Genomic DNA, 26,949 nt, shown 5'->3' on the forward strand with positions numbered 1-26,949 from the left:
GAATAAGCCCGCAAGCTATTTGTTGATATACTCTTTAAGCATTTTTTGTCTATCCTGCTTTTTGCTTCCCGGATTGAAGGCCCAAACGATGTCTTTTCCTGACACCGTTGCCACTTACAAAGGCGAGGTACAGAATGGTAAAAAGGAAGGCCTGTGGCTTTTTTACAGGGGCAACAACCAGCTGCTGGCGGAAGGGTTTTACAAAAATGATAAGAAAGACAGCCTTTGGTTTTTCTACAACACAGATGGCCGCCGCAACCAAATGGAGAGCTACAAAGGAGGTATTCTTAACGGTATCTATGCCAGTATTTATTCAAATGGGGAAATCAAGGAACGAGGCCGGTACAAAGATAGTCTGAGAACTGGCGACTGGGAAGGGTTCTATCGCTTTGGGCTGAAGCTTTACGAAGGCAAATACAACGAGGGCAAACGAGAAGGACTTTGGAAAGAGTATTATGAAACAGGCAACCTGAAGTCAGCAGTGTTTTATGAGAATGATAAACTGGACGGTGAGGCCGAATTTTACGACGAATACGGACAATTGCAGTCCAAAGTATATTACAAAGAGAATACGCTTCACGGACCAGTTACGGAGTTTTATCCCGATGGAAGTGTGGCGCTTGAGGGAGTCTTCAAAATAGGAAAGAAAGACAGCGTTTGGGTAGAATACGACCCTTTCAAATTGATTTTAGCCAAAGAGAAATATAAAAATGGTTCGCTGGATGGAAAACAGTCGTACTACTACCCGAGTGGCAAACTGGAAAAGACGGAAGAATATGAGTTGGGCATAGCAACTGGCAACTGGCAGCAATACTACGAGAATGGTCAGCTCAAGTTAAATGTCAACTATAAGAACGGCCTAAAGGACGGCATCTATCAGGAGTTTTTTGCCCGGGGCAAAAAGAGCGTTGAAGGCAAATATGCCTACGACCTGAAGACGGCTACGTGGACAAGCTTTTTTGAGAATGGAAACCTCTATTCTATTGGCGACTACCTGCGTGATCAGAAGACTGGCCTGTGGAAATACTTTTATGAGGCTGGCCCAATCGAAACCGAAGGCAAGTACAAAAATGACATGAGAGACGGCCAGTGGGTCAGCTACTATATTACGGGAGAAATATCTGCTATCGGTAGCTACAGACTGGATTTGGAGGACGGCATTTGGGGCAGGTTTTACCAGAATGAACAACTGATACAGGATGAAAACTGGGACAATGGCCGACTACTGGCAGTCAGCGAATACTTTACCCCAAAAGGCGAAATCTTGCCTGGCGGCACCCTAAAAGATGGCTACGGCTCAAGGATAACTTACTATGAAGACGGCACCCTTAAGCTGGAAAGCTATTATAAAAACGGATTCACTGCTGACACCTGGAAGTACCACCACCCCAATGGCAAACTGGCCTCTGAGGGGCAGCTACTGAACTCGCAAAAGCAGGGCCCATGGAAGTACTATCATGACAATGGTGCAGTGGAAGCCGAAGGGAAATACCTGAATGATGAGCGCACTGGCCTTTGGAGGTATTACAACCGAAAGGGCAGAATAACCGATCAGATCAATTATTCCAATTAATACGTTGGCGCATTATCCCACTCCGATGGCTTTCTTCCGGTTCTGTAAATCGATTCTTCACATTCCTGGCAGCCCCGTGTGTCGATATTATAGAGGGGTGTTGAGCTATAGGGAAACGAAGGAATATTATCTCTCCTAAAGTACACCGCCTTTACTTTTACTGAGGAAGCACCAAAATACCCCAACACCTGCTCATTCGGATCGCTCACATTGAAAAGGTTTCCTTTAACGGTCACCGGCGGTTTATCGAAAACACCACCCGCATTGTTAATCAGGTCGCTAGCTGTTTTCCAAAACTTGTAGGCCGACTCCGTCAGTGAATACTGCTCAGCCTGCAAATAGTAAGGCTCCCGGCTGTCGTACTCAAACGACATCAAGGGCACTCTGCTGATCCTCCCGCCGTTCACCAGAGCATCCGATCCAATATTGACACAACCGGCACAAGCTTCAATTTCGAAACACTCGCTACAGCAATACCTCGCATACCAGGTGGGTGGCGATGGGAAATTTTGCACGTAGGTCAGGCAGTAGTCAAGTCTTTTGTAATGCTTCCACTTCCACAGGTAATAGTTCTCCTCTTCTGCCGGATCGGTGGCATCCAGGTAAACATCAAATTCACCCTGCACAAATTCACCAGTCACATCCCTGTACTCAGCGTACAATGTATCTATTTCCGGCGCATGGGGCATCAGCTCAGGGTATGACTCATAGGCTTTACCATTAGAAAGTTCAACCCTCAGCGTGTAGTATCTGCCAGCCACACCTTGAATGCCATCGGCTGCGGTCACATAAGTGCCTGCGTTGCCACTATAGGTCAGCTCTTCCTCGTTACCCTCGCTGTCGCTAATGAAGACTTTTGCGTCTCTGATCGTATTCTCATTTTTCTTATCACCGCTGGTGTACGATGTACTGTAACTCAGCTTGATCGCATAAGGCCCCGCCAGGTCCGTCACCGTTCCTTCCACGCTCAGTTTGGGGTTCTCCTGAGTCAAATCAGGGTCAAATGGGGTAATGCAAGACACTAAAAAAAGAAAAAAACTTATGTAGAAAGCCTTATGCATATGCTGTAAAATCAATAGGTTCATCATGGCTGTCAAAAGGAGAAATTATAGGTGATGGAGGGGAAAATGGTGCCGAAAATGGACAGTTTGTAGGCATTAGCCTGATTCACAGCAGCCTGATTATTAGGCTTAAAAAATACTGAATAGGCATTTTTGCGTGCGTAAACATTGTAAATGGAGAATGTCCAGCTGCCCTGCCATTTGGTCTGCTTGGCCGGATCGGGTCCAACAGTCATTGCAAGATCCAGCCTGTGATAATCGGGTATTTTGTACTGATTCCTGCTCACATAGTTCGGAATGAAAAGTCCGTATACATAGTACTTATCGTCAGGATATGTGACTGGCCTTCCCGTGCTATAGGTGAAATTGGCAGAAAAGTTGACCCTGGCACTTTCCTTCCACGTAGCAGACATGTTCAAAATGTGTGGTTTGTTGAAATTAGTTGGGTAGTACTCCCCCCCGCTTATTTCTTCTTCCTCAAAATCACCCTTCACCTGTTGACGTGCCTGAGAATACGTATAACTCAGCCAGCCTGTCAGCCTCCCCAAATTCTTCTTGGTTTGAAACTCCAGCCCATAGGCATAGCCACTGCCGTGCAAGATGGCCGTTTCAAGCGCCTGATTGAGCAACAACTCTGCCCCATCTTTATAGTCGCTTACATTTTGTGTGGTTTTGTAAAACACCTCAGCCGACACCTCATACTCATTACTATTTAGGTTCTTGAAATAGCCAACTGACAGCTGATCAGCAATAATTGGTTGAGAGTAGGTATTGCTCAGCTGCCACCTGTCAATAGGCAATGCAGCCGTGGTGTTCGATACGAGCTGCAAATACTGTCGCATTTTATTATACCCAAGCTTGATAGAACTGCTGGGGTTCAGGCTGTATTTAAAAGAAAACCTTGGCTCTGCCCCATGGTAACTCGCCACCTTTTCTCCCTTACTGAAAAACGTGGTGTCGGTGATGGTCTTTAGCGAGTAAGGTTGATTGGGCTCATACGAATACACATTTCTTTCGCCCATACTTTGGAAGTACGAATACCTGAGCCCAAGCATCAAGGTGATTTTGTCGTTGAAAATGATTTCGTCGCTAACGAAGCCAGCCAGCTCCAGTCCGTTTTCCTGCTGCAGCAATAATTCATTGATGCTCGACTGGTCACTATTCGGGTCGAGGTGGCCAGGGTCAATAATGTACTTGGTGGCAGCCGCTCCAAACATCACCGAATGTCCACCGGAGCTAAACCAACTAAAGTCCGACTTGAGCTTGCGGTATTTTACTGCCGAGGTAAGGTCAAAGCCGTTGGTAGGTTCGGGGCTCGATATGATCGCATTGTAGTCGCTGTACACACCGACGATATTGGCAATGAAGTTATCAGTAAAAGCATGGTCCCAGCGAACGGTGGCGTTGGCTGTTTCCCAGGCAAACTGAGAAGAAGAAGCATTTATTTCTACTGCCGACAAGGAGTCGGATGCCAGCTTGAACCCATCATGCGCCCTATAGAAAGACACCTGCAGTTTGTTATTGTTATTCAGCTTGTACAACAGCTTGCCCGTAACATCATAAAAATTGGCCCTGGTGTCCTGAATAGATTTGTTGGGCGAAATTTTGAGCAGATAATCAGAAAACGAAGCCCTGCCACCTATCAGGAAGCTAAGCTTTTCACTTTTTCCAATCGGGCCTTCCAGCATCAGCCGGTTAGAAATAAGCCCGACCCCGCCTGCCAGTTTCAGCCTTTCCGTTTCAGGGTTTCTTATTTTGATGTCAAGCACCGACGACACCCGGCTTCCGTACTGCGCAGGGATAGCCCCACGGTAAAAAGTAACGTCTCGCACCATGTCGGGATTAAAAACTGAAAATAGGCCCATCAGGTGGGAGCTATTGAAAACAGGGGCATCGTCGAGCAAAATCAGGTTTTGATCAATATTGCCTCCTCGCACATTCAGCCCTGTGGTGCCCTCACCCACCGTACTCACTCCGGGTAACATCAGCAAGCTCTTCATTACATCCACTTCTCCCATGAACGACGGCATCTTTTCGATGGTCTTCATCGACATCTTACTCACCCCTATTTCCGAGCTGGAAATGTTATGATCTTCGACCTGCCCGCTCACACTCACCTCCTGCAACAGTTGCGACGACTCCTCGAGGTTCATGTTGATAGTAACCGTCCTGTTTAGGGCAATATTCCTTTTCTTCGACTCAAAACCCACGTAAGTGAACTCCACAGCGTGTGTGCCCTGAGGCAAAAACATAGAAAAATACCCGGTTGAGTCAGTGATAACACCTGTAGACAGGTTCGTAACATACACGTTAGCCCCCTCTATGGGCTCCCCTGTAACACTGTTTTTGACGTAACCTTTGAACTGAAAATTCTGTGCAGAGAGAGAAAAAAAAGCACAAAAGAGCAGAATAAAAAGAGCCGGGAGAGCTCTTAGAAAGTTTCTCATTTAGTTTGCGATGTAGTAAAATCCAGTGGTAAAAATCTAATAACAGCTAAAGGTGTCGAGACCCCGAAAGTAGCGATTAATTTTTTCACAAAAAAAGCATGATAACGATTCCATGGTGATAACATTTTAACAAAATACCATCATTAAAAACATTATACCGATCATCCTGTTATATGATTTATAAATCACAAAACATGGCATTCGGATTCTTCAGAAAGAAAAGTGAAAAAGAAAAACTCATTGAAAAGCACAGAAAGTTGCTTGAAGAGTCGTTTAAACTCAGCAGTATAAATCGTCGAAAATCGGACGAAAAAGTTGCCGAAGCTGAAGCGCTAATGCGTAAAATTGAAACCTTTCCCGAAAAGTAGATCAGTCCCTGACTCCCTGCTGCTGCAACAGCTGATCATTGTATATCCTCTGGTTCAGGGTGCTATTGTATCCACGGCCCTTCTTGTTCTCGTATTTAACGTAAGATCTTGAAGCCCATTCTTTGGCGCTATCAAAATCTCCCAGCACTTCGTAAGCCACAGCAATATTGTAGGCCAGCTTGCCCCCTTCTTTCCGCTTAATGCTTTGGCTGAGTCTGCCCCGCCAGGTGTCGATGGCACCCTGCCACTGCCCTACCTGAGCTTGCCGGGCACCTTGCCTCACTTCGGGCGTCTTTTTGGATTTAGCGTAATAAAACCGACTCAATTGCACCGGCATGGGGGCAATTTTGTAAGCATAGGTAGAGCCTGCCGTACGGCTGACCTGCCTGGTGGCCTCCGTTTTTTGAATTAACTGCGACACGGCATCTTTCACATTGGCTCCAGTGGCACTCCAATTATTGGACGGGTTAAAGAGCTGCTGGTCTGCAATCGTTTTTTCAAGAGGGTCGTATAGTCGAAAACCTATTTTCGCATTGCCCACTCCTTCAGCATAATACTCGACTACCTTCTCCATTACTTTTTTTCCATCTTTCTCAACCTCTCGTTCCACATCACGTTTCCCGTTAGTAACGATGAAGTCGGTGTCAAAAATTTCGACGGCGATCACAGCGTCGGCATCATAGTTCCGACAAAGTCTTTCGATCACTCCCCATGAAATCGGATCAGGAAAAGCGCCCGTCATACTGTTGCCTTTCAACGTTTCGCTGGCTCGCTTCAGCTGGAACCTGGGGCTGGCCATCAACTGCTGCTGAAAGGCATTCATCGCTTCCTGCACACCGGCTCTGTCTTCACCCGGCATCTCCCCGGTAAGTACTCCTTCCATTATACCGAGACCTTTCCTCTCAAATTCCGTCCTGTCGACCAGTAAAATTGTGTTGACATGCGAAGGAAAGGTGATCTCCGCAGGCCTCAGCGTATTGATATATACCGATTTGGTGCAGGAACTGGCGGCCAGGCTTATAGCCAGCAGAGCCACTAAAAGCTTCAGGGTGTGATTGGTTAGTTTCATAATATTCTAGTCTAAAGAAACGCTTCTCAATAAAGATACCAAAAATCCTACATTCCCAAATTGACGCTAAGGCAAAGCATTCAGGTAGTGGATACCTTTCACTATTTCCTGAGGATGCGACCAGGGAATAAAGTGATTGACCCCGCTTAGCAGTTGAATGTAAATAAGGCTGTCGGGCATGAACCTACCGGGGTAGTAAGCATTTTCCATCGGCACGAGCGTGTCTTTGTCGCCCTGAAGCATATAAACAGGCTTCTTTAAGCTTTTCCAGCCATCAGTCATCATCCCCAGCTCTTCCTTAAGGCCGATAATTTCTTCGTTGGATACCGCCAAACTTATGGGTGTGAAAGTGCGAACAACGAAGTTGCGCAGCAGCGGTCTGAACCATTCGTCCGGCTCAAGTGCCGGGTCAATAGAAGGAGCCACGAACAACAGCCCCTTCACGTTGTCAGGGTAATCCATAGCCATTTGAGCAATGACCGGGCCTCCCAGAGAATGACCGACCAGGATAGCCCTCTTTTCCGGATATCGCTTCAATATCTGATACAAGAACTCGCTTTGCTTTTTCAGGGATGGCTCGACCTTACCAAAATTTGAGTAGCCAAACCCTGGCCTATCGGGAGCAATCATGTGAAAGTTGGCAATGAGCACCGAATCCCTCAGAAAGTCAGCAAAGGCGCTCCACGACCCGGGAGAGCCGTGAACAAACATCACCAATGGTTTCGTGGGGTCGCCTGCCTCTGCATAGTGAACCGTTCGGCCACCAAATGCAAATGACACGAGCTCGGGCTTTGGATAGCCCTCGTAGTAGCTGCCCATTTCTTTGGAAGACATCCGAAATTCCATGCACCCTCCAATGAAGTGAGAAACGAGGGCACTAACGGAAACGATAAAAAAAACCTTCAGGATTGTTTTCAAAACCACTCCATATATGAGGCTTTTAACCTATTTCAAAAACAAAAGTTCCCTGTATTTCACAAGCGGCCAGTCTTCGTCGTCAACAAACAACTCAAGCTTATCAACCGAATACCTGATCTTATCAAAATACTTGTGCCGGATGTCATCACAATAGGCAATGGCTCGCTTCCTTGAATCCTCAATCTTGTTGATCTTTTTCCTTTCTTCAATCATCTCATTCACATTTTTGCGAAGGGCAGAAATGTGCTGACTTATTTCTTCTATATAGCTGATGATTTCCTTGTTATCCACCCCAAGCTCCTTCAGGCCTTTTGCATTTTGAATGAGCTTATTCTGATAAGCAATGGCTGTTGGGATGATGTGGTTCAGAGCCAGGTCTCCCATTACCCGGGAGTCAATTTGTGCCTTCTTGATGTAGTTCTCAATCATGATCTCATGACGAGCCTTCACCTCCTTTTCATTCAATATTTTATTGGAGCTGAATAGCTGAGTGGACTTGTCAGAAAGGTAAAAATCGAGAGCTCTTGGCGTGTCCCGCACATTGGAAAGACCACGCTTCTCAGCTTCCTTCACCCATGCCTCCGAATAACCATCACCCTCAAACCTGATTGACTTCGATTCTTTGATATATTTTCTCAGGACCTCGATAATCGCCAGTCTGCGATCCTTGCCTTTGTTGGTCAGTTTGGTTACCTCCGAATAGAACTTATTAAGCTGATCAGCCACAATCAGGTTAAGCACCATCATCGGGTTCGATACATTCGACTCGCTGCCAACTGCCCTGAACTCGAACTTATTGCCTGTAAAAGCAAACGGTGATGTCCTGTTTCTGTCGGTGTTGTCCATGATGATCTCAGGTATCTGATCAATTCCAAGTTTCATATACAGATTATCACCCTTTTCAATTTTCACATTACCGTTTTTTTCCAGCTCATCCAGTACGTTGCTCAGCGTTTGACCAATGAAAACTGAAATAATCGCTGGTGGTGCCTCATTAGCCCCCAACCTAAAGTCGTTGCCAAACGACGCAATACTGGCCCTGAGCAAATCGGCATGCTCGTACACCGCTTTGATGGATACCACGAAGAATGTAAGAAAAAGTAGGTTCTCCCTGGCACTGCTGGTGGGCTGAAGCAGGTTCACACCCGTGTCGGTCATAAGCGACCAGTTGTTGTGCTTGCCGTTTCCGTTCACGCCGGCAAAAGGCTTTTCGTGCAGCAACACTTTGAGGTCATGCTTAAAAGCGATCCTGTCCATGATGTCCCTCAATAGTTGGTTGTGGTCGGTAGCCACGTTGGCCTCCTCAAACATCGGAGCTGCCTCAAACTGAGAAGGAGCCACCTCGTTGTGCCTGGTGCGAATCGGAATTCCCAACTTGTGAGCCTCCACCTCAAACTCCTTCATGAACTCCTGTACCCGTGTGGGAATGGTTCCAAAGTAATGGTCGTCCAATTGCTGACCACGGGCCGGATTGTGTCCAAACACCGTTCGGCCACACATCACCAGGTCAGGACGTGCATTATAAAGGGCTCTATCTACTACAAAATACTCCTGCTCCCAGCCAAGTGTGGGAGTCACGTTGGCCACTGCTCTGTCAAACAGCCGACAAACTTTGGTAGAGGCCCTGTCGATGGCTTCAATGGCTTTCAGCAGCGGTGCTTTGTAGTCGAGCGCCTCCCCTGTGAAAGAAACAAATATGGTGGGAATACATAATGTGGTGTCCCAAATGAAAATGGGAGAACTTGGATCCCAGGCGGTGTAGCCCCTTGCCTCAAAGGTACTTCTGATCCCTCCACTTGGAAAGGAAGAAGCGTCTGGCTCCTGCTGAACAAGGGCGCTGCCTTTGAATTCCTCGATGCCTTTGGTGGAATCAAAAAAAGTATCGTGTTTTTCTGCCGTGGCTCCTGTCAAAGGCTGAAACCAGTGCGTGTAGTGCGTCACTCCCCTGTTCATGGCCCACGTCTTCACAGCAGCAGCCACTGCATCAGCCGTGTCTTTGTCCACCCGCTTACCATGGCTCACGTGCACTACTTTCTCAAACACCTCCGGTGCAAGAGCACTTCGCATTTGAGGTATACCAAAGGCATTTTGACCGAAATAGTCAGATATTTTCAATGAAGGAAGCTTGAACTCTACCTTCTTTCTCATGCTAAGGGCCTCCAGTGCCTTAAACCTCAGTCTTGCCATTTTTCAGGGATATTTATGTATTTAAAAAACTGTTAGTCCGCTCATTTCTGCCAACTTCGAAATTAATCATTTTTTGATCCTGATGAACGATTTAGCCAAATTACAGCCGTCGCATTGAATTCTTTGATGCTTAATTGCAGGCAACGTATTTTGCATTCCCAAGATAACATTATGCACATTTTCTACCATCCTCAAAAATTCTCCGTCAACGACATCGTTACACTCGATAAGGAAGAGTCGCAACACTGCCTGAAAGTACTAAGGCACAAGAAAGGTGACCAGGTTTATTTCACTAACGGAATGGGTGAACGCTTTCTATGCCGAATTGTCGGCGATCAATCGGGAGGCGCTCAACTGGAGGTGCTGAGTGCCGAAAGCTTTTCCAGGCCTTATCACATTCACATTGCCATAGCACCAACCAAGCAGCCCGACAGAATTGAGTGGTTTCTGGAAAAAGTGTGCGAGCTGGGTGTGGATGAAATCACATTTGTTGAATGCGAACATTCGGTGCGAACCAAACTGAAGCTGGAGAGAGCTGAGAAAATTACGGTCAGTGCACTGAAGCAGTCTAAGAACTTCATCAAAGCAAAACTGAATGGCTTGGTTAAACTGGATGAAGTGATACAAACACCGCAAGAGGGCAGGCAAAACTTTGTGGCTATTGCCAACCAGCCCATAGAAAACTATCTGATAGCAAAAGTGAAGACGCATACCTCCTACCTGATACTGATCGGGCCCGAGGGAGATTTTTCGGCGGCCGAAATAGACCAGGCTATTTCCAGGGGATTTTTACCCGTAAGCCTGGGAGAGTCGGTACTGAGAACTGAAACAGCCGGCATTGTGGCATGTCACTTATTGCATGTTGCCAACCAAATACCAACGCCTTAAAACGATGAAAGCCCGCTTTCACGGGCTTTCTATTAACTGATATCACTAAATAATTTAGAAAGAGTAGATCGCTGCAAACAGTAGCGAAGGCAACGACTTGCCTGCTTCGCCGTCTTTATTCACGTAGGTATCTTCTGAAGTAGCATCGATACGAACTTCAGGAATGAAAGTAAGCTTACCTACTGAAATGTTTCCGCTAAGGGTCAAATCGATAACACTACCGTCTCCATTAGTATCGTAACCGATAGGGCCAGCACCAATTCCGCCAAGGTAAGCACCTTTAACTGCGAAATATTCGCCACGAACTCCGATAGAGAAATTATCTGAAACACCAATTTGTGGGTAGAGTGCAACACCTGAGAAGCCTGCACCATCATCGTCAAGTACTGTAGCATTCACACCAAGGAAGAAAGCATCTGAGATATCGAAACCAGCCGTAATATCACCCTGGAACAATTTTCCGCTGTAGTCACCATAACGTGAATTCAAGTAAATGCTCCCGAAGTCACCAGAGTAGCCAAGTTGCAACCCAGCAGTGAGGTGATTTCCAAAATCATTGGTTTCCAATACATCAGTTGGGTTCATTACGGCAAGCATCAAGCTGAAATTGTCGGAAAGAGCGAAATCTGCCTTCAAGCCGGCCTGGTTGAAAGGGCCCCAAGAAAACATATAGGAAGTGGTATAGTTAAAATTTGCTGTTGGAGAAATCACCTCATATCCAAGGTAGGTATTGAAAGCTCCCATTGTGAGGGTTACTTTGTCACTGACATTCCAATAACCATACAATTGATTAACAAAGTTCTTACCTATTGGTGCTCCAAAAGCCGCTTCCTGACCACGTGGGCCGAAAACAACATTGCCCACAAAGCCAACTTTGCCAACCTCCTTGGAAATAATTAAGTCAAGCATACCCATTGAAAAGCCGTTGCCATTTGCAAACGAAGTACCAGGGGCGGCACCTTCATAACCCGGTGCTGTTCTTACATAAGTGTCAATTGAACCGGAAATAGAAAGTGGCGCATCTTCTTCTTCCTCTTCCTGAGCAAAAGCGCTCACAGATAATGATAGTGTAAAAATGGTAGCGAATACGCCACGGAATAGTAATTTTGTAAAAGTGTTCATAAGCTTTAATCTGTTTTTTTAAAGTTTTTTGGATAAGGCCTCTCTTGCTCGTTAGGTTGCCGCCGCAAGCAAGGAGGCCTCTTTTTTTATTGTGAGTTTCGATCGATTATCAATCAGGATAGATGATAGTGTAGCCTCTAATACCATGCTCATGGCTGTCAAGACCAGACTTCTCGTGCTCTTCAGATACTCTGATACCGAATGTTTTCTTGAGAATGAAGAAGATGAGGAAAGCCGCAGTGAACGCAGCCAGACCACAGATAACTACTCCTTTAAGCTGAATCCAGAAAGTGTGCTCAGGATTGGTAGAGAACAGACCCACCGCAAGTGTGCCCCATATACCGCAAACAAGGTGAACAGAAACGGCACCTACTACGTCGTCCAGTTTCAGTTTGTCAAGAAGTACAACTGAGTAAACTACAGCGATACCAGCCACAAGGCCTACAAAAAGTGCCCAGCCTGGGTTAATCACATCAGCACCTGCTGTGATACCTACAAGGCCAGCCAGGATACCATTTAGCATCATACCAATATCAAGTCTCTTGAATAGAAGGTAGCCACCGATGAAACCACCGATACCGCCAGTACAAGCAGCCAATGACGTGGTAACGAGAACGAATGAAACCAGCCCAGGATCAGCAGACAACACAGAACCGCCGTTGAAACCAAACCAGCCCAGCCACAGCATGAACACACCAATGACTGCAAGAGGCACACTGGCACCTGGCTTGTCAACCACTTTGCCGTCAACATACTTGCCAATACGAGGCCCCAGAAGGATAATACCTGCCAATGCACCCCATCCACCTACTGAGTGAACCAGTGTAGAACCGGCAAAGTCATAAAAGCCCATGTCGTCAAGCGCACCACCACCCCACTTCCATGAGCCAATTAGTGGATATACAAATCCGACATATATAACAGTGAAAATCAAGTAAGTAGAAATCTTGATGCGTTCTGCAACAGCTCCAGATACGATAGTTGCAGCAGTGGCTGCGAACATAGCCTGGAACAAGAAGTCGGTCCAGTAAGTGTAGCCGCCATCTGCGTAGCCTGTTGTTACGTCAGCGTCTGCTGGAGAAAACCAGAACATTGACCAGCCGGCTCCATCAAAGGCAAACCAGCCAGGCACATCAAATCCTGGGTACATAAGGAAAAAACCACAAAGAGCATAAGTCAAAAGCCCTATTATAGGAGTGATTGTGTTTTTGAATAGGATGTTGACCGTATTCTTTGCCTGAGAAAACCCAGTTTCTACCCCGGCAAATCCAAGGTGCATAATAAATACCAACGCTGTAGCCAGCATCATCCAGATGTTGTTGGCTGTCAATAGTACATCAGCAATTTGCGTGCTGTAATCCACAACTTCAGCTGCGGTTTCAGAGGCTACCACCATGGTGGCCTCGGCTACTTCGGCCACAGCACTGTCGACTGCCAAGGAGTCCTGAGCTGAGCTAACGTAAGCAAGAACGGGTGTAAAGACTTTCATCATACTACTACTTGTTAGTGTTAGGTTTAAATGTATTTGAATGAATAATTTTCAATAGTTACTAACTAGTGATTAAATTTTGACCCAATTTTATATCAAAAATTGCAAATCATTCATTTTTCAGTTCATTTTTTACCCACGTATGAGTTCATTTTTGCATTTATTAAAATCATTGCCGCTAATGTTACCCATACGACCACTGATTTTAACACATTCATAACAAGAGAGGTTTTACATTATGATATATTCAAAAAATGGAATATTTTTAAATATATCGCATTAAAGTGGGTGCTTTATTGGTGATTTATCAAAATATTACCCGATGGAATCGATACCTAAAAACGATCTGCTAATTGTCACGCTCGCAAATAATTATTTCGCCTGAAAACCAGTATATCTAGCTTTAGTTTCGAGCCCTTGAAGAATCGCAGAATATTAGGTGGTTAATATGCTTCAATTCAAAACTTCGGCAACCAGGATAAAATGTCGGGGAATCAATCGGTAGAATCAATGCCATTTGGGCCAGTGAGTGACCGAAAAAAAGGCATCACTGTGGTAGAAACCAGCCATGATGAGGCAAAAAAAAAGCCCCCTGAATTCAGGAGGCTATTATACTAAAGGAAATAGGTGTTAAAACCTTATTTCACTGTTTTAACAGTTTTGATGATCCTTGCAGCTACTTTATAGGGATCAGCATTCGATGCTGGTCTTCTGTCTTCCAGGTAACCACTCCATCCATGAGTTGCCGTATAAACCGGAATACGAATGGAGGCACCTCTATCAGAAACACCATAAGAGAAATCATTGATAGAAGCAGTTTCATGCTTACCAGTCAAACGCTGATCATTGTAAGCACCATATACCGCAATATGCTCTTTCACCACACCTCTGAAGGCCTCACAAACTTTCTCCACCTTCTCTCTGGAACCAGCGGTTCTCAGGTAGGTATTAGAGAAGTTTGCGTGCATGCCTGAGCCATTCCAGTCAAGCTGACCAAGTGGCTTAGGATGGTACTCAATGTACAAGCCATACTTCTCAGAAAGCCTTTCCATAAGAAATCTTGCAACCCACACTTCATCTCCGGCCTGCGTGGCTCCTTTGGCAAAAATTTGCCATTCCCACTGACCTGCAGCAACTTCACCATTGGTTCCTTCAACATTCAGACCGGCGGCTAGACACAAATCAAGGTGCTCGTCCTTAAACTCTCTACCAAAGACGTTTTTGCCACCTACACCACAATAGTAAGGTCCCTGCGGAGCAGGATAGCCACCAGCGGGGAATCCAACTGGCTTACCAGTTTCAGGATCCATAAGGAAATACTCTTGCTCAAATCCGAACCAGAAATCGTCATCAGAATCATCAATCGTTGCTCTACCGTTGGTAACATGAGCGGTTCCATCGGCATTGAGAACTTCGGTCATCACAAGGTATCCATTCTCAATAGCAGGATCAGGACAAATGAAGACAGGTTTTAATAAGCAATCTGAGGAGCCGCCAAGAGCTTGCTCTGTTGAACTTCCATCAAATGACCACATCGGGGCGTCCTCAAGCTTACCGCTAAAACCATCAACGATTTTAGTCTTACTTCTTAAACTTTGAGTAGGCTTGTATCCGTCCAGCCAAATGTACTCTAGTTTGGATTTTGACATAATAGTTAAGTTTAATTTTGAACCAGTTACTAAGTGATTTGCAAAAAAACCTTTGATTTAAGGTGATTATCAAAGGCAATGTTACGGTAAAATTGAAATTTTTACAAAACTTGGTTAAATATTGTATATATGATAAAATATATACCGTTCAGTTACGGAATTGTTAAATTTAAAGTAATTCAATCGAGTGCAATTTCAAAATCAGAATTATCGCATCCAGTACCTCTGTAAAACCTACTGTAAGGAGGGAATTAGCCAGTATTATCAGAATAATATTCGGAGTTGTTAAAATGCGAAAAGCCTGACACTCGCAGGCTTAAAAGTGGCAAAAACGCAAGTGAGAGCTACTTCCTTACTTTACCGGTTCTGTCGATGACAATATAGGCAAGATCGGCAGTTGGGTCACCTGCAGGTTTTTCGAGGTAAATGATCGTCTCCATCACCATTTTATTAAAAGAAACCGAAACCGGAGGATGATCGAGGTCGAGAGAGGCCTTCCAAAGCGCTTTCCCTGCATTGTCGACGGTAGTGATGAAAAGATGAGTTTTTTCCTTCAATGGATAGTGGATATAAAAAGTCCTGAAGCCATCAGCAGTTGGGGCATGCCCGGCGTTTTTAGGCTTAAAGGAGAAGTCTTTGTTTGGTGTCGGCAACTTTTCGTTCAACATCCACTCCACCGTGTAGGCCGGTGTCGCCTTTGCCACTACAAAGTTCAAGTCTTTACCGACGAGCTTCAGCCCGTTTACATAAAGCCCCGCACTATCTGCAATGTGTATTGTGCTAAACCCCGTTGGGCTAGCAATACTATCTTTCACTACCAAGGCAATCGAATCACCATTTTGGGCAATCAACCAACTTCTGCGCTTCTTCAAGTCCTCAGCTTTCTTCCTCCACACGCTCAGCTCTGCATCAACAAAGCTTTCCCTTTCGTTGGCATAGCTCAGCAGTTGGTCGGGAGAAACATACCTGCTCGTAAAAAAGACAGGGTTCCGCTGAAAGCCTCCTTCAGCCTTTTGCTTATCAATAGCAATAAACCCTTTCATTTTATCCAGCCTGCCAACAAGGTTTGAAACAGTCATATACAGGTCGTCGACTTTAGCGCTATCGGGCATCACATTTGGCTGTTTTTCAATCAGGTAGTTCAATTCTTCCACTTTGAAACTGACCACCTTCTCAGTCAGGGTATTTGCGCCAAAGCCTCTGACTTTGGCTAAAATCGTCGGGTCAAACTCGAAAGGCCCGCTAACGCTGGATGGGTTCTGAACAAAGGCTTGCTTTTTTGCCACCAGGTCACGATCATAAGCAATTAACTCCTGCCTGAATGGGCCGATATTAGATTTCTGCTCAGATTTTGTCATCTCTATCCAAGCCTTCAAATCCCAATATTCTATGTTGCCCTCCCTGGTAAGGTCAAGAGAACCTTTGCTGAAATCAGCCAGGTCGTACAGCGTTTTTTTCGTAAGGGTGTGAGCAAGCCCGGGTGATGGTATCTTAGCAAGAGAGGCCTCGGTATTTGCAACGGAGCTCTCAAGGTTTTTTACAATTCCTTCGAGCTTCACAAACTCCTGCTCAACTTCCTTGTCCATGCCCAGGAGGAAGGAAGACTGGTCTGAGAAGTCAATCTTAAAATTTTGCAGTATGTCTTGTGCCTCATCGTACAATTTATTCGCCACCGATGCCTCTTTCAGGAAAGCCCTGACGTTGTTCCTTCTGTCTTGAAGGGATTTTACCTTGTTTTCTATATCGAGATGAACATCGGACACTTTGATCCCAAACTCGCCAGTTCTCAAATCCCTTCTATTGAACTCCTGATAATACTCTTCGTTTTTCTTTAACTCCTTTTCATCGATCAGCTTTAGTGACTTATTATAATGGAGATCAGCAGCATCGATGTGGACAAACATCTGGGCAGTATCGGTAACGATATTTTCAGACAATGCCTTTCGCTCAAGTATTTTGCCCAGGCTGTAATGAGCATTGGCTTCCTCACTGTTTTTGGGGTCGGCGATAAACAAATCCAGTTGTTGTTCAGCCTCATCCCATTTAGATGCCTGCATTAGAGGAAAGATATCTTTGTACTTTAACTTCTGAGCCGAAACAGCAAGTGAAAAAAATAGGATAATAGTGGCGGTAGATACACAAGACTTTCTCATTGGCAATGACAATTTACCTCTAAGTTAAAAATGTTCTGCCACAAATGTAAAATACCCCACTATTTCGCCAAAAACGGATGAATCCACGACGTGAGTTATTAGATTGCAACTTAGATTACCAAAATTCATACTTACTTAAACATCAATAAGATGAAAATTTCAGGCATTGCATTAGTTATCACCTTTCTGGTGGCCTTTTCATCCGCTTCCTTCGCTCAGAAGTCGAAGAGGGAGTTTTATCAGCTAAAAGTATATACCCTTGCTTCTGATGCACAGGAAAAAGTGGTTGACAAGTATTTAAAGGACGCCTTTATCCCGGCGCTTCACAGGGCCAATATCAAGTCGGTTGGCGTATTTAAAACAAAACTAAGCGTGACAGACACTGTTCGTAAGGTCTATGTGCTGATCCCATTTCCTTCATACGATCAATTCAGCACCCTGGCCAATACGCTTTCGAAGGACGCACAGTACCAAACGGCTGGAAGCGAATATATCAACGCTGCTTACAACCAGCCTCCGTACATTAGGATCGAGAGCACCCTACTTCAGGCTTTTACCGGAATGCCATTCATGAAAACGCCAAAACTCAACGGCCCGAGAAGCGAACGTGTGTATGAGCTTAGGAGCTACGAATCGGCTACCGAAAAAATCCACCTAAACAAAGTCGAAATGTTTAATGATGGAGAGGTAGCGCTTTTCGACAGGCTTGGATTCAATGCGGTGTTCTATGGAGAAGTAATTTCCGGTTCCACCATGCCAAACCTGATGTACATGACCACCTTTGAGAACAAAGCAAGCAGAGATGAGCACTGGAAGGCATTTTCGACTGCTCCGGAGTGGGAAAAGCTAAAGGTGATGCCTAAGTATCAGAACAATGTTTCAAAAAATGATACCAGATTTCTGACACCAACAGAGTATTCTGATTATTGATTGAATTCACTGCACGTCATTCCGATTAGGGGCTAAGCCTCTAATTGGAAGACACTGCACACATTTCTAGAAACACCTTTTTGTAGTGCTTCGGATCCATGTCTGAGGCTATTTTGTAGTCAGTGCAGGCGGCACTGTTGAGCCCAACGCTTGATTTACAATCGGCTCTCCTGACGTACAAGTCGGCCGGAGCATACGCAAGTGCTTCTGCCGTATCAAAGTCTTCAATAGCTTCGGCGTATCTACCCGCCCTCATTTGCAAGATTCCTCTATTAAAATAGGCCTGGTTGAAGTCGGGTTTTTGGGAAATCACGTAGTTAATATCTCTTAAGGCCATGTAACCATTGCCGACAGTCCCCATCACTATTGCCCGATGATAGAACAGTGTAACATCACTGTCATCCTTTTTTATGGCTTTGTTATAGTAGCTCAAAGCACCCCATGGGTCATTGTCTGCCATCATTACACGCCCCATCAGGTAGTTTGCTTCAAAATTCTCCTCGTCTCGCTGCAACACCCGAAAAAGATCGGTTTTTGCTCCGTCCAAATAGTCTGTTTTCAACAGGCACCTTGCCCTGGCTATCAAAATCTCATTGGCCTTTTCATTGTATTTCAGCGATTTACCATACCAGGTAATGGCTTCATTGTACCTGCCCAGCTCTTCCAGGCTTCGGGCAATGTTGTAGAGGTGATACCAGTTTTGCGGATCAAGGCTTGATAATTCCTTAAAAATTGCCAAAGATTGTTCAAAATCTTCGTTTTTAAACGCTTCAAACGCTGCTTCCTCCTTGTCTTCGCAAGCAAAAAGACAGAGAGCCAGTAGAAAAAGAAAGCCAGCGTTTCTCATGCTGAAAGATAAACTAATCGTTTAGTTGAAGCAAACGCTTTTATTATTTAATTCCAGAAAGTGAATGAACAGAAACGCTAATTACTACATAGACCAACTGAACCTTGACTCTCATCCTGAGGGCGGATATTTTAAAGAGACATATAGAAGTGTTGAAGTCACCACCACCAAAGCTGGTCAAAGGAGCATTTCCACGGCCATTTACTTCCTGCTGGAAGCCGGCAACTTTTCTGCATTTCACCGCATAAAGTCAGATGAAGCCTGGCACTTTTACGATGGCGACTCACTTTCCGTATACATTATAGATCAAAGCGGTATGCTTGAAGAGGTTCGCCTTGGCCTGGATCTTTCAGCAGGCCAAACGCCTCAGGCAGTCGTTCCGGCCAACTGCTGGTTTGCTTCCAGAGTGGCTGTCGGTGGCAAATTTTCTCTGGTCGGCTGCACTGTCGCTCCAGGTTTTGACTTTCAGGACTTCGAAATGGCTGAAAGGAATAAGTTGATCAAAGAATATCCCCAGCACCAATCAATCATCACTTCCCTTACGAGGAGTTGAGCATTTAATTACTTGACTTTGTCAAGTAATATCATTTTCTTCACCTCATGATTGAAGGTGAAAAAGCAATAGCCGCCGTTCGTGATTTCAACAGGTTTTACACAAGTGTTATCGGGCTGCTCGACAGGCACATACTCGACAGCCCCTATTCTCTGTCGGAGGCCAGGGTCATGTTCGAGATCAGTAGCACGGGAAGCTGCACTGCCAGACATATAAAAGCTGCCACCAAAATGGATGAGGGGTATCTGAGCAGAATAGTAGATAAGCTGTTGAAACAAGGCCTTTTGAAGAAAGCCAGGTCAGCAGAGGATGGCAGAGCGTTCTTGTTGTCGCTGTCAGTAGCAGGGCAACGGGAATTTGCCAGGCTCGACAAAGCCTCACATGATAACATAGCCTCGTTACTAAAGAAGATAAGCACAGCAGAAGTCGACTTGCTTTCTAATCAGCTTCAAAGTATCAAATCAATTTTAGCGAAGACTTTATGAAGGCTGCCATCTCTCTTGAAAGTGTGACCATACGAACTGAGCTGAGGCCAGGCGACATAGGGTATGTGATCTACATGCACGGCGACATCTACTCAAAAGAGTATGGTTACAGTTTGGGTTTCGAATCGTACGTGGCTGAAAGCTTTGCGGAGTTCTACAAGCAATATGACGCCAACCTTGATCGGGTGTGGGTTTGCGAACACTATGAAAAGATCGTTGGCTTTCTCGCACTCATGCACAGAAACAAGGCGGCCCAGCTCAGGTACTTCATAATGAAAAAGCCCTACCGGGGTATTGGACTGGGAAAGAAACTAATGAATTTGTATATGAACGAACTGAACAGCCTTGGGTACGAGTCGTCTTACCTTCTCACGGTGGATGAGCTTCCTGCCGCTGCCTCGCTGTACAAGCGGCATGGCTTTCGCCTGACAGAGGAAAAGCCATTTTCGGATTTCGGCAAACCCCTGATGGAGCAGAAATATGAGCTGGTGCTGCGCTGATCGCTCTAGTGCTTCACCTTTGCATAGTGCTCTTTGATCAAATCCCTCCCGAAGTCACCATCGAAATCACGCCAAACGGTATGGATATGATTGCCGTTACCCTGTGAGTTATCAAACTCAATCAGGAAAGAGAGCCCCTGTATCCTGTAATAATGTGGGGTGCCGGGTTTATCGCTACCTGCCCACCCGAACATAATGAGATTCACGTCTTCTTTCAGTATGCTGCTTTTTCTTATCCTCGCTTCTTTTTCCGGCATCACTGCCAGGTATTCATCAACGATTGCCCATAGCATCTTTTTCTGCTGATCCGTAAGCTGATCATAGGCAATGCCTGCCCTGTCAAGCGGTTTTGCCTGCGCTACAGTCTTAGACACAATATCATTGAAAGTGCTTCCACTAAATACGGCTTGCAGCTTTTGTGCTCCCTTCAGCGAATTCAACAGTTCGAAAGCCAGGTCTTCTTCCCTGCCAAGCACCCGCAGGCCCTCCTTATGGCCATTTTTCACCTCACCGGGGTTAGAACCCAAAAACCTTGGAGTGTAAGACACCTCACCATTTACCACTGTGAAGTGAAGAGAGATATGATGGCCGTCAAATTGCCAGGCCCATGGTTCGATTGTGCCAGGCTTACCATAGATAGACACGAAATACATTTCAGGATCCCTCCTTGGATTATCTTCCAGTTCTGCCAGCACGTCTTCGAGACTCATGATCATTTTGACCTTGTTGAAGCCAGCTTCGCTCAACGACATAGTTAATAGTTGCGTCACAAGGTCTTTCTGATTGCTGTCCATTTCCTTTAATGGCAAGCCGTTTCTAGCCACCTGATAGGGAGGCACGTAAGACCAATCGAATCTTTTGGCATCGTCGAAGGCCATCAGCAGCTTTGCCTTCTGCTGATCGTTCGCCGACTCGAGCAAGAGGCTGGCTATTTCGGCGCTAAAACCATGGAACCTGAACGAGCTGGTAAAAATGGCAAAGGCCAGCAGCATAGCTGACAAATAAAACTTAGAGTGCGTTTTCATACCAGAAGTTAGCTATTATCTCGCATAAAAACACTAACAACCAATCGATTAGCCAGGGCAGCCTTTACATGGTCAGGTATTAAAATAGTACTTCTTTAAAAACCCTTCACAACTCACAACATCTATCGTGGAGTAGTAAAAGTCATCTCTGTCTTCAGTAACAATACACCGGCACCCTACTTCCAATGCAGCATAGTACTGCATGCCGTCTTCAAAATCATGAATACTTTTATTAGTCAAAGCATAATTAACAGCGTTATCATCAATAACGGCTGTGAGAATATGCTCTTTCAGAATCGTAAGCTTTTTCTTCGCTTGCACTGCTCCACTTTTCTTAGATGAAAAATAGAAAGCGATGGCGAGACTCATCGGCGTGGCATACAATTCAAAACCCTGCTTTCCCGCCAAACTTAACACTCTCGCTGCATTGGAAAATACTGGATATTCCTTGTTGAGCACCGCAACCAATACATTGGCATCTATCAGGGTTTTCACTTCTTTTTGCGGCTTTCGTAGTACTCCTTTTTTGCCGCTTTTCTTGGCTTCGAGGTTTTGTATTCTGCCTGCCCATCAGCCACCATCATCACCCATTGTGCTACCTCCAGGTCTTCGAGCGACTGATAATGCCGGGATGTCATTTGCCTGTAAAGGTATTCGGTTAACCTGGACAGACTGATATTATTCTCCTCGGCGAATGCTTTGGCTGAGGCAATAACACTGGCATCAAAACTCAAAGTGATCTTGGCGTCCATACTTTTATTATTTTATACGACAAAGATAAAAAATCTATACGTATAAAAAATAAGTAAGTTTCGACGCTACTCAATCATCCTCCAAATTTCCCCCTTAGCTTAGCCAACTGAGCCTGTAAATCTCCGTCCGGCTCATCTGATTGCTGTGACTTTTGAGGCTGAAAGCTTCTTCGCTCCTGTCGCCTTGGCTCTGGTCGCTCGTCTTTTTTATCACTTGCCTTTCTGGGTGCCGGGCCTGTGGCAAACGGGTCGGCTTTCATTGACAGGGCTATCCGTTTTCTGGCGAGGTCAACTTCTACCACTGTCACCATTACCTTCTGCTGTAGCTTAACAGCCTCCGACGGATCGCTAATAAATTTATCGGCCAGGTGACTGATGTGAACGAGGCCGTCCTGATGCACTCCAATGTCCACAAAAGCGCCAAACTTGGTCACGTTGGTGACGATGCCCGGAAGCTTCATGCCCATTTTAAGGTCGGCCATCTCATTCACTCCGTCAGTAAAAGAGAATACCTCGAACGACTCCCTTGGGTCACGACCGGGTTTGGCTAGTTCCTCAATAATATCGGTCAAAGTAGGAAGCCCAACCTCCTCAGATACATACTTTTTCAAATCTAATTTGCGTCGAAGCTCGTTGCTCGTCATCAAATCAGTAACGCCACAACCAAGGTCTTTGGCCATTTGCTCCACCAAATTATACCGCTCTGGGTGAACCGCACTGGTGTCCAGCACGTTCTTGCCATCCCGTATGCGAAGGAAGCCAGCAGCCTGCTCATAAGCCTTATCTCCCAGGCGGGGTACTTTCTTCAATGATTCCCTGTCTTTAAAAGGCCCGTTGGCATTCCTGAACTCAACTATGTTTTGTGCCAGTTGTGGGCCCAGCCCCGACACGTAGGTCAGCAGTTGCTTACTTGCTGTGTTCAGTTCCACGCCAACGGCGTTCACACAGCTCATTACCACATCGTCGAGCGACTTCTTTAGCTCTGTTTGATCCACGTCGTGCTGGTACTGGCCAACTCCTATCGACTTGGCATCGATCTTCACCAGCTCAGCCAACGGATCCATAAGTCTGCGGCCAATAGACACTGCACCACGAACAGTCACGTCCTGATCGGGGAATTCTTCCCTGGCCACATCCGACGCAGAATAGATAGAGGCGCCACTTTCGTTCACCATGGCCACCAGCACATGCGAAGGCAGCCCGATTGATTTGATAAACTGCTCGGTTTCCCTGCTTGCCGTTCCGTTTCCTATGGCTACGGCCTGAATTTTATATTTCTCGATCATGTAGGCAACCGTCGCAGCCGCCTTCTGCACCGCCTTCTGAGGTTCGTTGGGGTAAATGGCTTCAAAGTCCAGCAGCTTACCCTGACTGTCCAAAGCAGCTACTTTGCACCCCGTTCTGAATCCCGGGTCGACAGCAAGAATGCTCTTTTGCCCCAGCGGGGCAGCCATCAGCAGTTGCTTCAGGTTTTCGGCAAACACATTAATGGCCTCCACATCAGCCTTGTCTTTTGACCCAAGCCGTGCTTCAGTTTCCATGCTAGGCTTCAGCAAGCGCTTATATGAGTCATGTACAGCCTCTTTCACCTGATCGGCCACGGGATTGCTGCCCTTCACAAACTGTCTTTCAAGCAACAAAGTCGCTTCCTCCTCCGGTGGATACATATCCAGCATAAGGATCATCTCTTTTTCGCCTCTTCTCATCGCAAGCAAGCGGTGAGAGGGTACCTTGTCAAGGGGCTCAGACCACTCAAAGTAGTCTTTGTATTTCTGTCCTTCTTCCTCTTTGCCTTTCATCACTTTGGAGTAAACAACGCCATTGCGATTGAACAACTCCCTCATTTTCTTTCGGGCATCGGGATCTTCATTCACTATTTCGGCAATAATATCACGTGCGCCCTGCAAAGCCTCCTCGGCTGATGCCACTCCTTTTTCTTCATCCAGGTATTTTTCAGCCTCACCTGCCAATTCACCAGCTTGCCTTTCAAAGATCCAAAGTGCCAGCGGCTCCAGTCCTTTTTCTCTGGCAATGGTGGCCCGGGTGCGGCGCTTGGGCTTATAGGGCAGATAAATATCTTCCAGCGATGACATGGTTTCGGCTGCATCAATTTGCGCTTTCAGCTCATCGGTCAGCTTGCCCTGCTCATCAATCGACTTGAGGATGGCCTCTCTTCTTTTGTCGAGGTCACGCAGTTGCCCGATCCGGTCACGTATTTTCGCAATAAAAACTTCGTCGAGGCTTCCTGTCCTCTCTTTACGGTACCTGGAAATAAAGGGAACGGTTCCGCCTTCGTCGAGAAGCTCAGCAGTAGCTACGACCTGTTTTGGGGAAATGCTTAATTCAGCTGCGATTTTGAGGTAATGTGCCTGGCTCATGTCTTCCTTGACTTCTGATTAGGGTCTGTTAAATACGTGTTTTGCTCAAAGTGATTTTCGAAATTACTCGAAACAGGGCTCGAAAATAAAGGCTTTCGGAATCAAATGAAGACTTTTTTTGTATTGATTGCTGCGGAGACTAAAAACCTGCTGACTTCTAATGAATTAAGATAAAATGGATAAGAAAAAGAAAAGGGAAATTATTGAATGGGCTGTGATTCTGGGAGTTATGGCCACGCTATATTTCACCGGCCTGCATACGGAAGTCATCGGCACATTGCAAAGGGGTATTCTGGCTACTGGCATCATGTCGCCCAGCGAGCCAGAAAGTACGCTGTCGCTCACGGAGTCAGATTATCGATTTCAGCTTGAAGACCTGGAAGGGAAAGTTTCTTCTTTTAGTGACCTTAAGGGCAAAACCGTTTTCATCAATCTGTGGGCCACGTGGTGCCCTCCCTGCATAGCAGAAATGCCAGAAATTCAGGACCTCTACGACAAAGTGGGGAGTGACAAAGTGGTGTTTGTTATGATTTCGCTGGACGACGAGCGGGACAAGGCGATTAAATTTATCCAAAAGAAGGAGTATACTTTCCCCGTTTATACTTTGGTGAGCGGGCTGCCAGCTGTTTTTCATTCTCAGTCGATTCCGACCACTTTTGTGATAGCACCCGATGGCCAGGTGAAAGTGCAGCAGTTTGGCATGGCTAGCTATGACACCGAGGACTTTAGAAACTTGCTATTGAGCTTATAGCTGCTGCAAAGCCAGCACGTTCCCAAGGTTGAAAGCCGTTCTTTCTATATTAATAAGCGTGTTGGCCATTGCCGTCTCCAGGCTCTCCGGCTGATTCCCTACAGGCAGTAGCGCCAAAAATCTTCGGAGCTCGCTATCCGGAATTTCCCGTGGGATCCGTCCCGCCAGGCCAACTACAGGCTTGTCGTGCTTCTCTGCCATTTCCAACAGCGCAAACGGCCCTTTGCCCTCGGCTGTCTGCTCATCAAGGCTGCCTTCGGCCGTAATCACCACATCAGCTTCTTTGATCGCCTTGTCCATTTCCAAAAGCTCCAGTATAAACTCCGCCCCAGGCTTCAGCTCAGCATCCATCCAGCCAACCAGTCCCGCCGAAATACCACCGGCAGCCCCTCCTCCTTTCACACCAGTGACGTCTACCCCCCTATGCTGCCTGATAAGATTGGCCCAATGACCCAGTCCATCATCCAGTTGAGCTACCTGCTCCGGCGATGCGCCTTTTTGCGGCCCGTAAACTGCGGCTGCCCCTGAGGCACCCAGGAGAGGGTTACTCACGTCGCACAGCACAGTTATATGCAATTTTTTCAAGCCTTCGGGCTCAACAATCTGAACTATGTGTTTTAGCGCTTCGCCCGATCCGCCGAGCTCTTCTCCGCTACTGCTAAGGAATTTATAGCCAAGGGCTGTGAGTATGCCCATGCCGCCATCGGTGGTTGCGCTGCCGCCGATACATAATATAATATGTGTAGCCCCCAGGTCGATTGCCTCTTGCATCAGCTCGCCTGTGCCAGCACTGCTTGCTTTCATGGCGTTCCTTTCTGTCTCTGAGAGCAACCGCAGGCCAGAGGCATCTGCCATTTCAATGATCGCCAGCTGTTTGTCAGCTATATACCCAAATGGTGCTATCACCTTCCGTCCCATCGGACCCGACACTTCCGTCTTGAAAACCTTCCCCCGTAGCGCATCTACAAGGATAGGCAGAGTGCCATCACCGCCATCAGCTATTGGCTTGCAAACTATTCTGGACTGACATCTACTTTTTTGAACTCCACTCTTGATGGCCTGAGCGATATCGAAGGCTGTAGCAGCGCTTTTGAAGGCATTTGGAGCCACAAGTATATTAAGCTCCCGCATTTAGTTGTCCGGCCTGTGTTCGTCTTCTTCAATCTGGCCCGGCGTGATATACTGGATCAGCTTGCCAGTATTCTGCGACACCTCTTTCCATGAATCCATGGGGAAATGAATTTCAACAAGACTGCCCGGCTCCATATTTCCTACAGTTTCGCCTGTCAGCAGCTCTGCCATATAACTAACGGTGGGGTTGTGTCCTACAAAAAGTACACTTTGGCAATTTACATCCAGCTCATTCACAATTCTTAAAAAAATTCTCACTGAGGCGTCGTACAGCTCCGGGTCTTCTTGTATTTCCTCGGCCGGATACTTGATTTGTTCGGCTATAATCTGAGCAGTTTGAAACGCTCGGACAGCCGCACTGGTAACCATCAGGTTGGGGATCAAATCATGCCGTTTTATGTACATACCGGTATGAACTGCCTCTCTTTGGCCTGACCTGGTTAGATACCTTTCGATGTCTTTTGACCCATGGTCGGTCTCTCCCGCTTCGGCATGTCGGACGATCATTAATTTCTTAACCATTCTCTTATAACGTGGTTAAATAAAAGTCAGTATGGCAGGGGAAATATAGCAAAACGAGCCTACCAATATCCCCGCCATTTGATTTTTTTGTTTTTTTTTAAAGATATTTGACCGCCCCACCATTTTGGTAGAAAGGAAAAAACCCATAGAA

Annotated in this window: 24 protein-coding genes; 8 read left to right on the forward strand and 16 right to left on the reverse strand. The window is 46.1% G+C overall.

Annotated elements, in window-relative coordinates; all coding sequences use genetic code 11:
- Nucleotides 1-88: 88 nt before the first annotated feature.
- Entirely contained in the window at nucleotides 89-1,573 is a 1,485-nt protein-coding gene (locus tag ACMVP2_RS02945) for a hypothetical protein (RefSeq protein ID WP_339788899.1), read from the forward strand.
- Here ACMVP2_RS02945 and ACMVP2_RS02950 read toward each other — a convergent pair.
- Both ACMVP2_RS02950 and ACMVP2_RS02955 read right to left on the reverse strand, forming a co-directional pair.
- Nucleotides 1,570-2,634 (reverse strand): DUF4249 domain-containing protein, encoded by a 1,065-nt coding sequence (locus ACMVP2_RS02950; RefSeq protein ID WP_416866644.1) that lies wholly within the window; start codon nucleotides 2,632-2,634, stop codon nucleotides 1,570-1,572. The genes ACMVP2_RS02945 and ACMVP2_RS02950 overlap by 4 nt on opposite strands.
- Before the next feature lie 32 nt (nucleotides 2,635-2,666).
- Nucleotides 2,667-5,081, reverse strand: a complete 2,415-nt coding sequence (locus ACMVP2_RS02955; RefSeq protein ID WP_416866645.1) for a TonB-dependent receptor — start codon at nucleotides 5,079-5,081, stop codon at nucleotides 2,667-2,669.
- A 173-nt stretch (nucleotides 5,082-5,254) separates the two neighbouring features.
- Here ACMVP2_RS02955 and ACMVP2_RS02960 point away from each other — a divergent pair, with 173 nt between their 5' ends.
- A complete protein-coding gene (locus ACMVP2_RS02960) occupies nucleotides 5,255-5,449 on the forward strand; it encodes a Lacal_2735 family protein (RefSeq protein WP_416866646.1) in 195 nt (64 codons plus the stop codon).
- A 1-nt stretch (nucleotide 5,450) separates the two neighbouring features.
- Here ACMVP2_RS02960 and ACMVP2_RS02965 read toward each other — a convergent pair whose 3' ends face one another.
- From ACMVP2_RS02965 to ACMVP2_RS02975, 3 genes are all read right to left on the reverse strand, one after another.
- Nucleotides 5,451-6,518: a DUF6340 family protein gene (locus tag ACMVP2_RS02965; RefSeq protein ID WP_416866647.1), complete on the reverse strand. Its 1,068-nt coding sequence runs from the start codon at nucleotides 6,516-6,518 to the stop codon at nucleotides 5,451-5,453.
- A 66-nt stretch (nucleotides 6,519-6,584) separates the two neighbouring features.
- On the reverse strand, nucleotides 6,585-7,436 hold the full coding sequence (locus ACMVP2_RS02970) for an alpha/beta fold hydrolase (RefSeq protein WP_416866648.1): 852 nt from the start codon (nucleotides 7,434-7,436) through the stop codon (nucleotides 6,585-6,587).
- A 27-nt stretch (nucleotides 7,437-7,463) separates the two neighbouring features.
- Nucleotides 7,464-9,623: a glutamine synthetase III gene (locus ACMVP2_RS02975; protein ID WP_339788885.1), complete on the reverse strand. Its 2,160-nt coding sequence runs from the start codon at nucleotides 9,621-9,623 to the stop codon at nucleotides 7,464-7,466.
- Nucleotides 9,624-9,794: 171 nt separating this feature from the next.
- On the opposite strand from ACMVP2_RS02975, the gene ACMVP2_RS02980 reads away from it, so the two are divergent.
- On the forward strand, nucleotides 9,795-10,511 hold the full coding sequence (locus ACMVP2_RS02980) for an RsmE family RNA methyltransferase (RefSeq protein WP_416866649.1): 717 nt from the start codon (nucleotides 9,795-9,797) through the stop codon (nucleotides 10,509-10,511).
- A 54-nt stretch (nucleotides 10,512-10,565) separates the two neighbouring features.
- Here ACMVP2_RS02980 and ACMVP2_RS02985 read toward each other — a convergent pair whose 3' ends face one another.
- The 4 genes from ACMVP2_RS02985 to ACMVP2_RS03000 all read right to left on the reverse strand — a co-directional run bounded on the left by ACMVP2_RS02985 (nucleotide 10,566) and on the right by ACMVP2_RS03000 (nucleotide 16,924).
- Nucleotides 10,566-11,633, reverse strand: coding sequence for an outer membrane beta-barrel protein (locus ACMVP2_RS02985; RefSeq protein WP_416866650.1), 1,068 nt, complete (start codon nucleotides 11,631-11,633; stop codon nucleotides 10,566-10,568).
- Between the two features lie 109 nt (nucleotides 11,634-11,742).
- Nucleotides 11,743-13,029 (reverse strand): ammonium transporter, encoded by a 1,287-nt coding sequence (locus ACMVP2_RS02990; protein WP_416868189.1) that lies wholly within the window; start codon nucleotides 13,027-13,029, stop codon nucleotides 11,743-11,745.
- Nucleotides 13,030-13,760: 731 nt separating this feature from the next.
- Nucleotides 13,761-14,771: a glutamine synthetase beta-grasp domain-containing protein gene (locus ACMVP2_RS02995; RefSeq protein WP_339788875.1), complete on the reverse strand. Its 1,011-nt coding sequence runs from the start codon at nucleotides 14,769-14,771 to the stop codon at nucleotides 13,761-13,763.
- 344 nt (nucleotides 14,772-15,115) lie between these two features.
- Complete coding sequence (locus ACMVP2_RS03000; RefSeq protein WP_416866651.1) at nucleotides 15,116-16,924, reverse strand: hypothetical protein; 1,809 nt, start codon at nucleotides 16,922-16,924, stop codon at nucleotides 15,116-15,118.
- A 150-nt stretch (nucleotides 16,925-17,074) separates the two neighbouring features.
- On the opposite strand from ACMVP2_RS03000, the gene ACMVP2_RS03005 reads away from it, so the two are divergent.
- Nucleotides 17,075-17,854: an NIPSNAP family protein gene (locus ACMVP2_RS03005; RefSeq protein WP_416866652.1), complete on the forward strand. Its 780-nt coding sequence runs from the start codon at nucleotides 17,075-17,077 to the stop codon at nucleotides 17,852-17,854.
- 40 nt (nucleotides 17,855-17,894) lie between these two features.
- Here ACMVP2_RS03005 and ACMVP2_RS03010 read toward each other — a convergent pair whose 3' ends face one another.
- Complete coding sequence (locus tag ACMVP2_RS03010) at nucleotides 17,895-18,701, reverse strand: tetratricopeptide repeat protein (RefSeq protein WP_416866653.1); 807 nt, start codon at nucleotides 18,699-18,701, stop codon at nucleotides 17,895-17,897.
- Nucleotides 18,702-18,765: 64 nt separating this feature from the next.
- On the opposite strand from ACMVP2_RS03010, the gene ACMVP2_RS03015 reads away from it, so the two are divergent.
- From ACMVP2_RS03015 to ACMVP2_RS03025, 3 genes are read left to right on the forward strand one after another with little or no spacing between them, the layout of a single operon-like run.
- Nucleotides 18,766-19,254 carry a cupin domain-containing protein gene (locus ACMVP2_RS03015; RefSeq protein WP_416866654.1) on the forward strand — a complete coding sequence of 163 codons (489 nt, stop codon included), beginning with the start codon at nucleotides 18,766-18,768 and terminating at the stop codon, nucleotides 19,252-19,254.
- Nucleotides 19,255-19,301: 47 nt separating this feature from the next.
- Entirely contained in the window at nucleotides 19,302-19,739 is a 438-nt protein-coding gene (locus tag ACMVP2_RS03020) for a MarR family winged helix-turn-helix transcriptional regulator (RefSeq protein WP_416866655.1), read from the forward strand.
- On the forward strand, nucleotides 19,736-20,239 hold the full coding sequence (locus ACMVP2_RS03025) for a GNAT family N-acetyltransferase (RefSeq protein WP_416866656.1): 504 nt from the start codon (nucleotides 19,736-19,738) through the stop codon (nucleotides 20,237-20,239). Before ACMVP2_RS03020 ends, ACMVP2_RS03025 begins: the two co-directional genes overlap by 4 nt.
- Nucleotides 20,240-20,244: 5 nt before the next feature.
- On the opposite strand, the gene ACMVP2_RS03030 is transcribed toward ACMVP2_RS03025, so the two are convergent.
- The 4 genes from ACMVP2_RS03030 to ACMVP2_RS03045 form a co-directional block, all read right to left on the reverse strand.
- Nucleotides 20,245-21,264 carry a DUF3500 domain-containing protein gene (locus ACMVP2_RS03030; protein ID WP_416866657.1) on the reverse strand — a complete coding sequence of 340 codons (1,020 nt, stop codon included), beginning with the start codon at nucleotides 21,262-21,264 and terminating at the stop codon, nucleotides 20,245-20,247.
- A 72-nt stretch (nucleotides 21,265-21,336) separates the two neighbouring features.
- Entirely contained in the window at nucleotides 21,337-21,759 is a 423-nt protein-coding gene (locus ACMVP2_RS03035; protein ID WP_416866658.1) for a type II toxin-antitoxin system VapC family toxin, read from the reverse strand.
- A complete protein-coding gene (locus ACMVP2_RS03040; protein ID WP_151999454.1) occupies nucleotides 21,756-22,016 on the reverse strand; it encodes a DUF6364 family protein in 261 nt (86 codons plus the stop codon). The genes ACMVP2_RS03035 and ACMVP2_RS03040 overlap by 4 nt, the downstream gene beginning before the upstream one ends.
- Nucleotides 22,017-22,090: 74 nt before the next feature.
- The gene (locus tag ACMVP2_RS03045) at nucleotides 22,091-24,394 is read right to left on the reverse strand and encodes a Tex family protein (protein ID WP_416866659.1); all 2,304 of its coding nucleotides are present in this window, start codon (nucleotides 24,392-24,394) and stop codon (nucleotides 22,091-22,093) included.
- A 175-nt stretch (nucleotides 24,395-24,569) separates the two neighbouring features.
- Here ACMVP2_RS03045 and ACMVP2_RS03050 point away from each other — a divergent pair, with 175 nt between their 5' ends.
- Nucleotides 24,570-25,145 carry a TlpA family protein disulfide reductase gene (locus ACMVP2_RS03050; protein WP_416866660.1) on the forward strand — a complete coding sequence of 192 codons (576 nt, stop codon included), beginning with the start codon at nucleotides 24,570-24,572 and terminating at the stop codon, nucleotides 25,143-25,145.
- On the opposite strand, the gene ACMVP2_RS03055 is transcribed toward ACMVP2_RS03050, so the two are convergent.
- Nucleotides 25,140-26,276, reverse strand: a complete 1,137-nt coding sequence (locus ACMVP2_RS03055; RefSeq protein ID WP_416866661.1) for a glycerate kinase — start codon at nucleotides 26,274-26,276, stop codon at nucleotides 25,140-25,142. The genes ACMVP2_RS03050 and ACMVP2_RS03055 overlap by 6 nt on opposite strands.
- Complete coding sequence (locus ACMVP2_RS03060; RefSeq protein ID WP_416866662.1) at nucleotides 26,277-26,798, reverse strand: SixA phosphatase family protein; 522 nt, start codon at nucleotides 26,796-26,798, stop codon at nucleotides 26,277-26,279.
- Nucleotides 26,799-26,949 lie beyond the last annotated feature (151 nt).

This window comes from Imperialibacter sp., assembly GCF_048007035.1.
Lineage (GTDB): Bacteria > Bacteroidota > Bacteroidia > Cytophagales > Cyclobacteriaceae > Imperialibacter.

Excerpts from the sequence above, each read along its gene's own strand:
- ACMVP2_RS02945 (WP_339788899.1), top strand. The coding sequence starts at position 89 with ATGTCTTTTCCTGACACCGTTGCCACTTACAAAGGCGAGGTACAGAAT.
- ACMVP2_RS02950 (WP_416866644.1), bottom strand. The coding sequence starts at position 2,634 with ATGCATAAGGCTTTCTACATAAGTTTTTTTCTTTTTTTAGTGTCTTGC.
- ACMVP2_RS02955 (WP_416866645.1), bottom strand. The coding sequence starts at position 5,081 with ATGAGAAACTTTCTAAGAGCTCTCCCGGCTCTTTTTATTCTGCTCTTT.
- ACMVP2_RS02960 (WP_416866646.1), top strand. The coding sequence starts at position 5,255 with ATGATTTATAAATCACAAAACATGGCATTCGGATTCTTCAGAAAGAAA.
- ACMVP2_RS02965 (WP_416866647.1), bottom strand. The coding sequence starts at position 6,518 with ATGAAACTAACCAATCACACCCTGAAGCTTTTAGTGGCTCTGCTGGCT.
- ACMVP2_RS02975 (WP_339788885.1), bottom strand. The coding sequence starts at position 9,623 with ATGGCAAGACTGAGGTTTAAGGCACTGGAGGCCCTTAGCATGAGAAAG.
- ACMVP2_RS02980 (WP_416866649.1), top strand. The coding sequence starts at position 9,795 with ATGCACATTTTCTACCATCCTCAAAAATTCTCCGTCAACGACATCGTT.
- ACMVP2_RS02985 (WP_416866650.1), bottom strand. The coding sequence starts at position 11,633 with ATGAACACTTTTACAAAATTACTATTCCGTGGCGTATTCGCTACCATT.
- ACMVP2_RS02990 (WP_416868189.1), bottom strand. The coding sequence starts at position 13,029 with ATGGTGGTAGCCTCTGAAACCGCAGCTGAAGTTGTGGATTACAGCACG.
- ACMVP2_RS02995 (WP_339788875.1), bottom strand. The coding sequence starts at position 14,771 with ATGTCAAAATCCAAACTAGAGTACATTTGGCTGGACGGATACAAGCCT.
- ACMVP2_RS03000 (WP_416866651.1), bottom strand. The coding sequence starts at position 16,924 with ATGAGAAAGTCTTGTGTATCTACCGCCACTATTATCCTATTTTTTTCA.
- ACMVP2_RS03005 (WP_416866652.1), top strand. The coding sequence starts at position 17,075 with ATGAAAATTTCAGGCATTGCATTAGTTATCACCTTTCTGGTGGCCTTT.
- ACMVP2_RS03010 (WP_416866653.1), bottom strand. The coding sequence starts at position 18,701 with ATGAGAAACGCTGGCTTTCTTTTTCTACTGGCTCTCTGTCTTTTTGCT.
- ACMVP2_RS03015 (WP_416866654.1), top strand. The coding sequence starts at position 18,766 with ATGAACAGAAACGCTAATTACTACATAGACCAACTGAACCTTGACTCT.
- ACMVP2_RS03020 (WP_416866655.1), top strand. The coding sequence starts at position 19,302 with ATGATTGAAGGTGAAAAAGCAATAGCCGCCGTTCGTGATTTCAACAGG.
- ACMVP2_RS03025 (WP_416866656.1), top strand. The coding sequence starts at position 19,736 with ATGAAGGCTGCCATCTCTCTTGAAAGTGTGACCATACGAACTGAGCTG.
- ACMVP2_RS03030 (WP_416866657.1), bottom strand. The coding sequence starts at position 21,264 with ATGAAAACGCACTCTAAGTTTTATTTGTCAGCTATGCTGCTGGCCTTT.
- ACMVP2_RS03040 (WP_151999454.1), bottom strand. The coding sequence starts at position 22,016 with ATGGACGCCAAGATCACTTTGAGTTTTGATGCCAGTGTTATTGCCTCA.
- ACMVP2_RS03045 (WP_416866659.1), bottom strand. The coding sequence starts at position 24,394 with ATGAGCCAGGCACATTACCTCAAAATCGCAGCTGAATTAAGCATTTCC.
- ACMVP2_RS03050 (WP_416866660.1), top strand. The coding sequence starts at position 24,570 with ATGGATAAGAAAAAGAAAAGGGAAATTATTGAATGGGCTGTGATTCTG.
- ACMVP2_RS03055 (WP_416866661.1), bottom strand. The coding sequence starts at position 26,276 with ATGCGGGAGCTTAATATACTTGTGGCTCCAAATGCCTTCAAAAGCGCT.
- ACMVP2_RS03060 (WP_416866662.1), bottom strand. The coding sequence starts at position 26,798 with ATGGTTAAGAAATTAATGATCGTCCGACATGCCGAAGCGGGAGAGACC.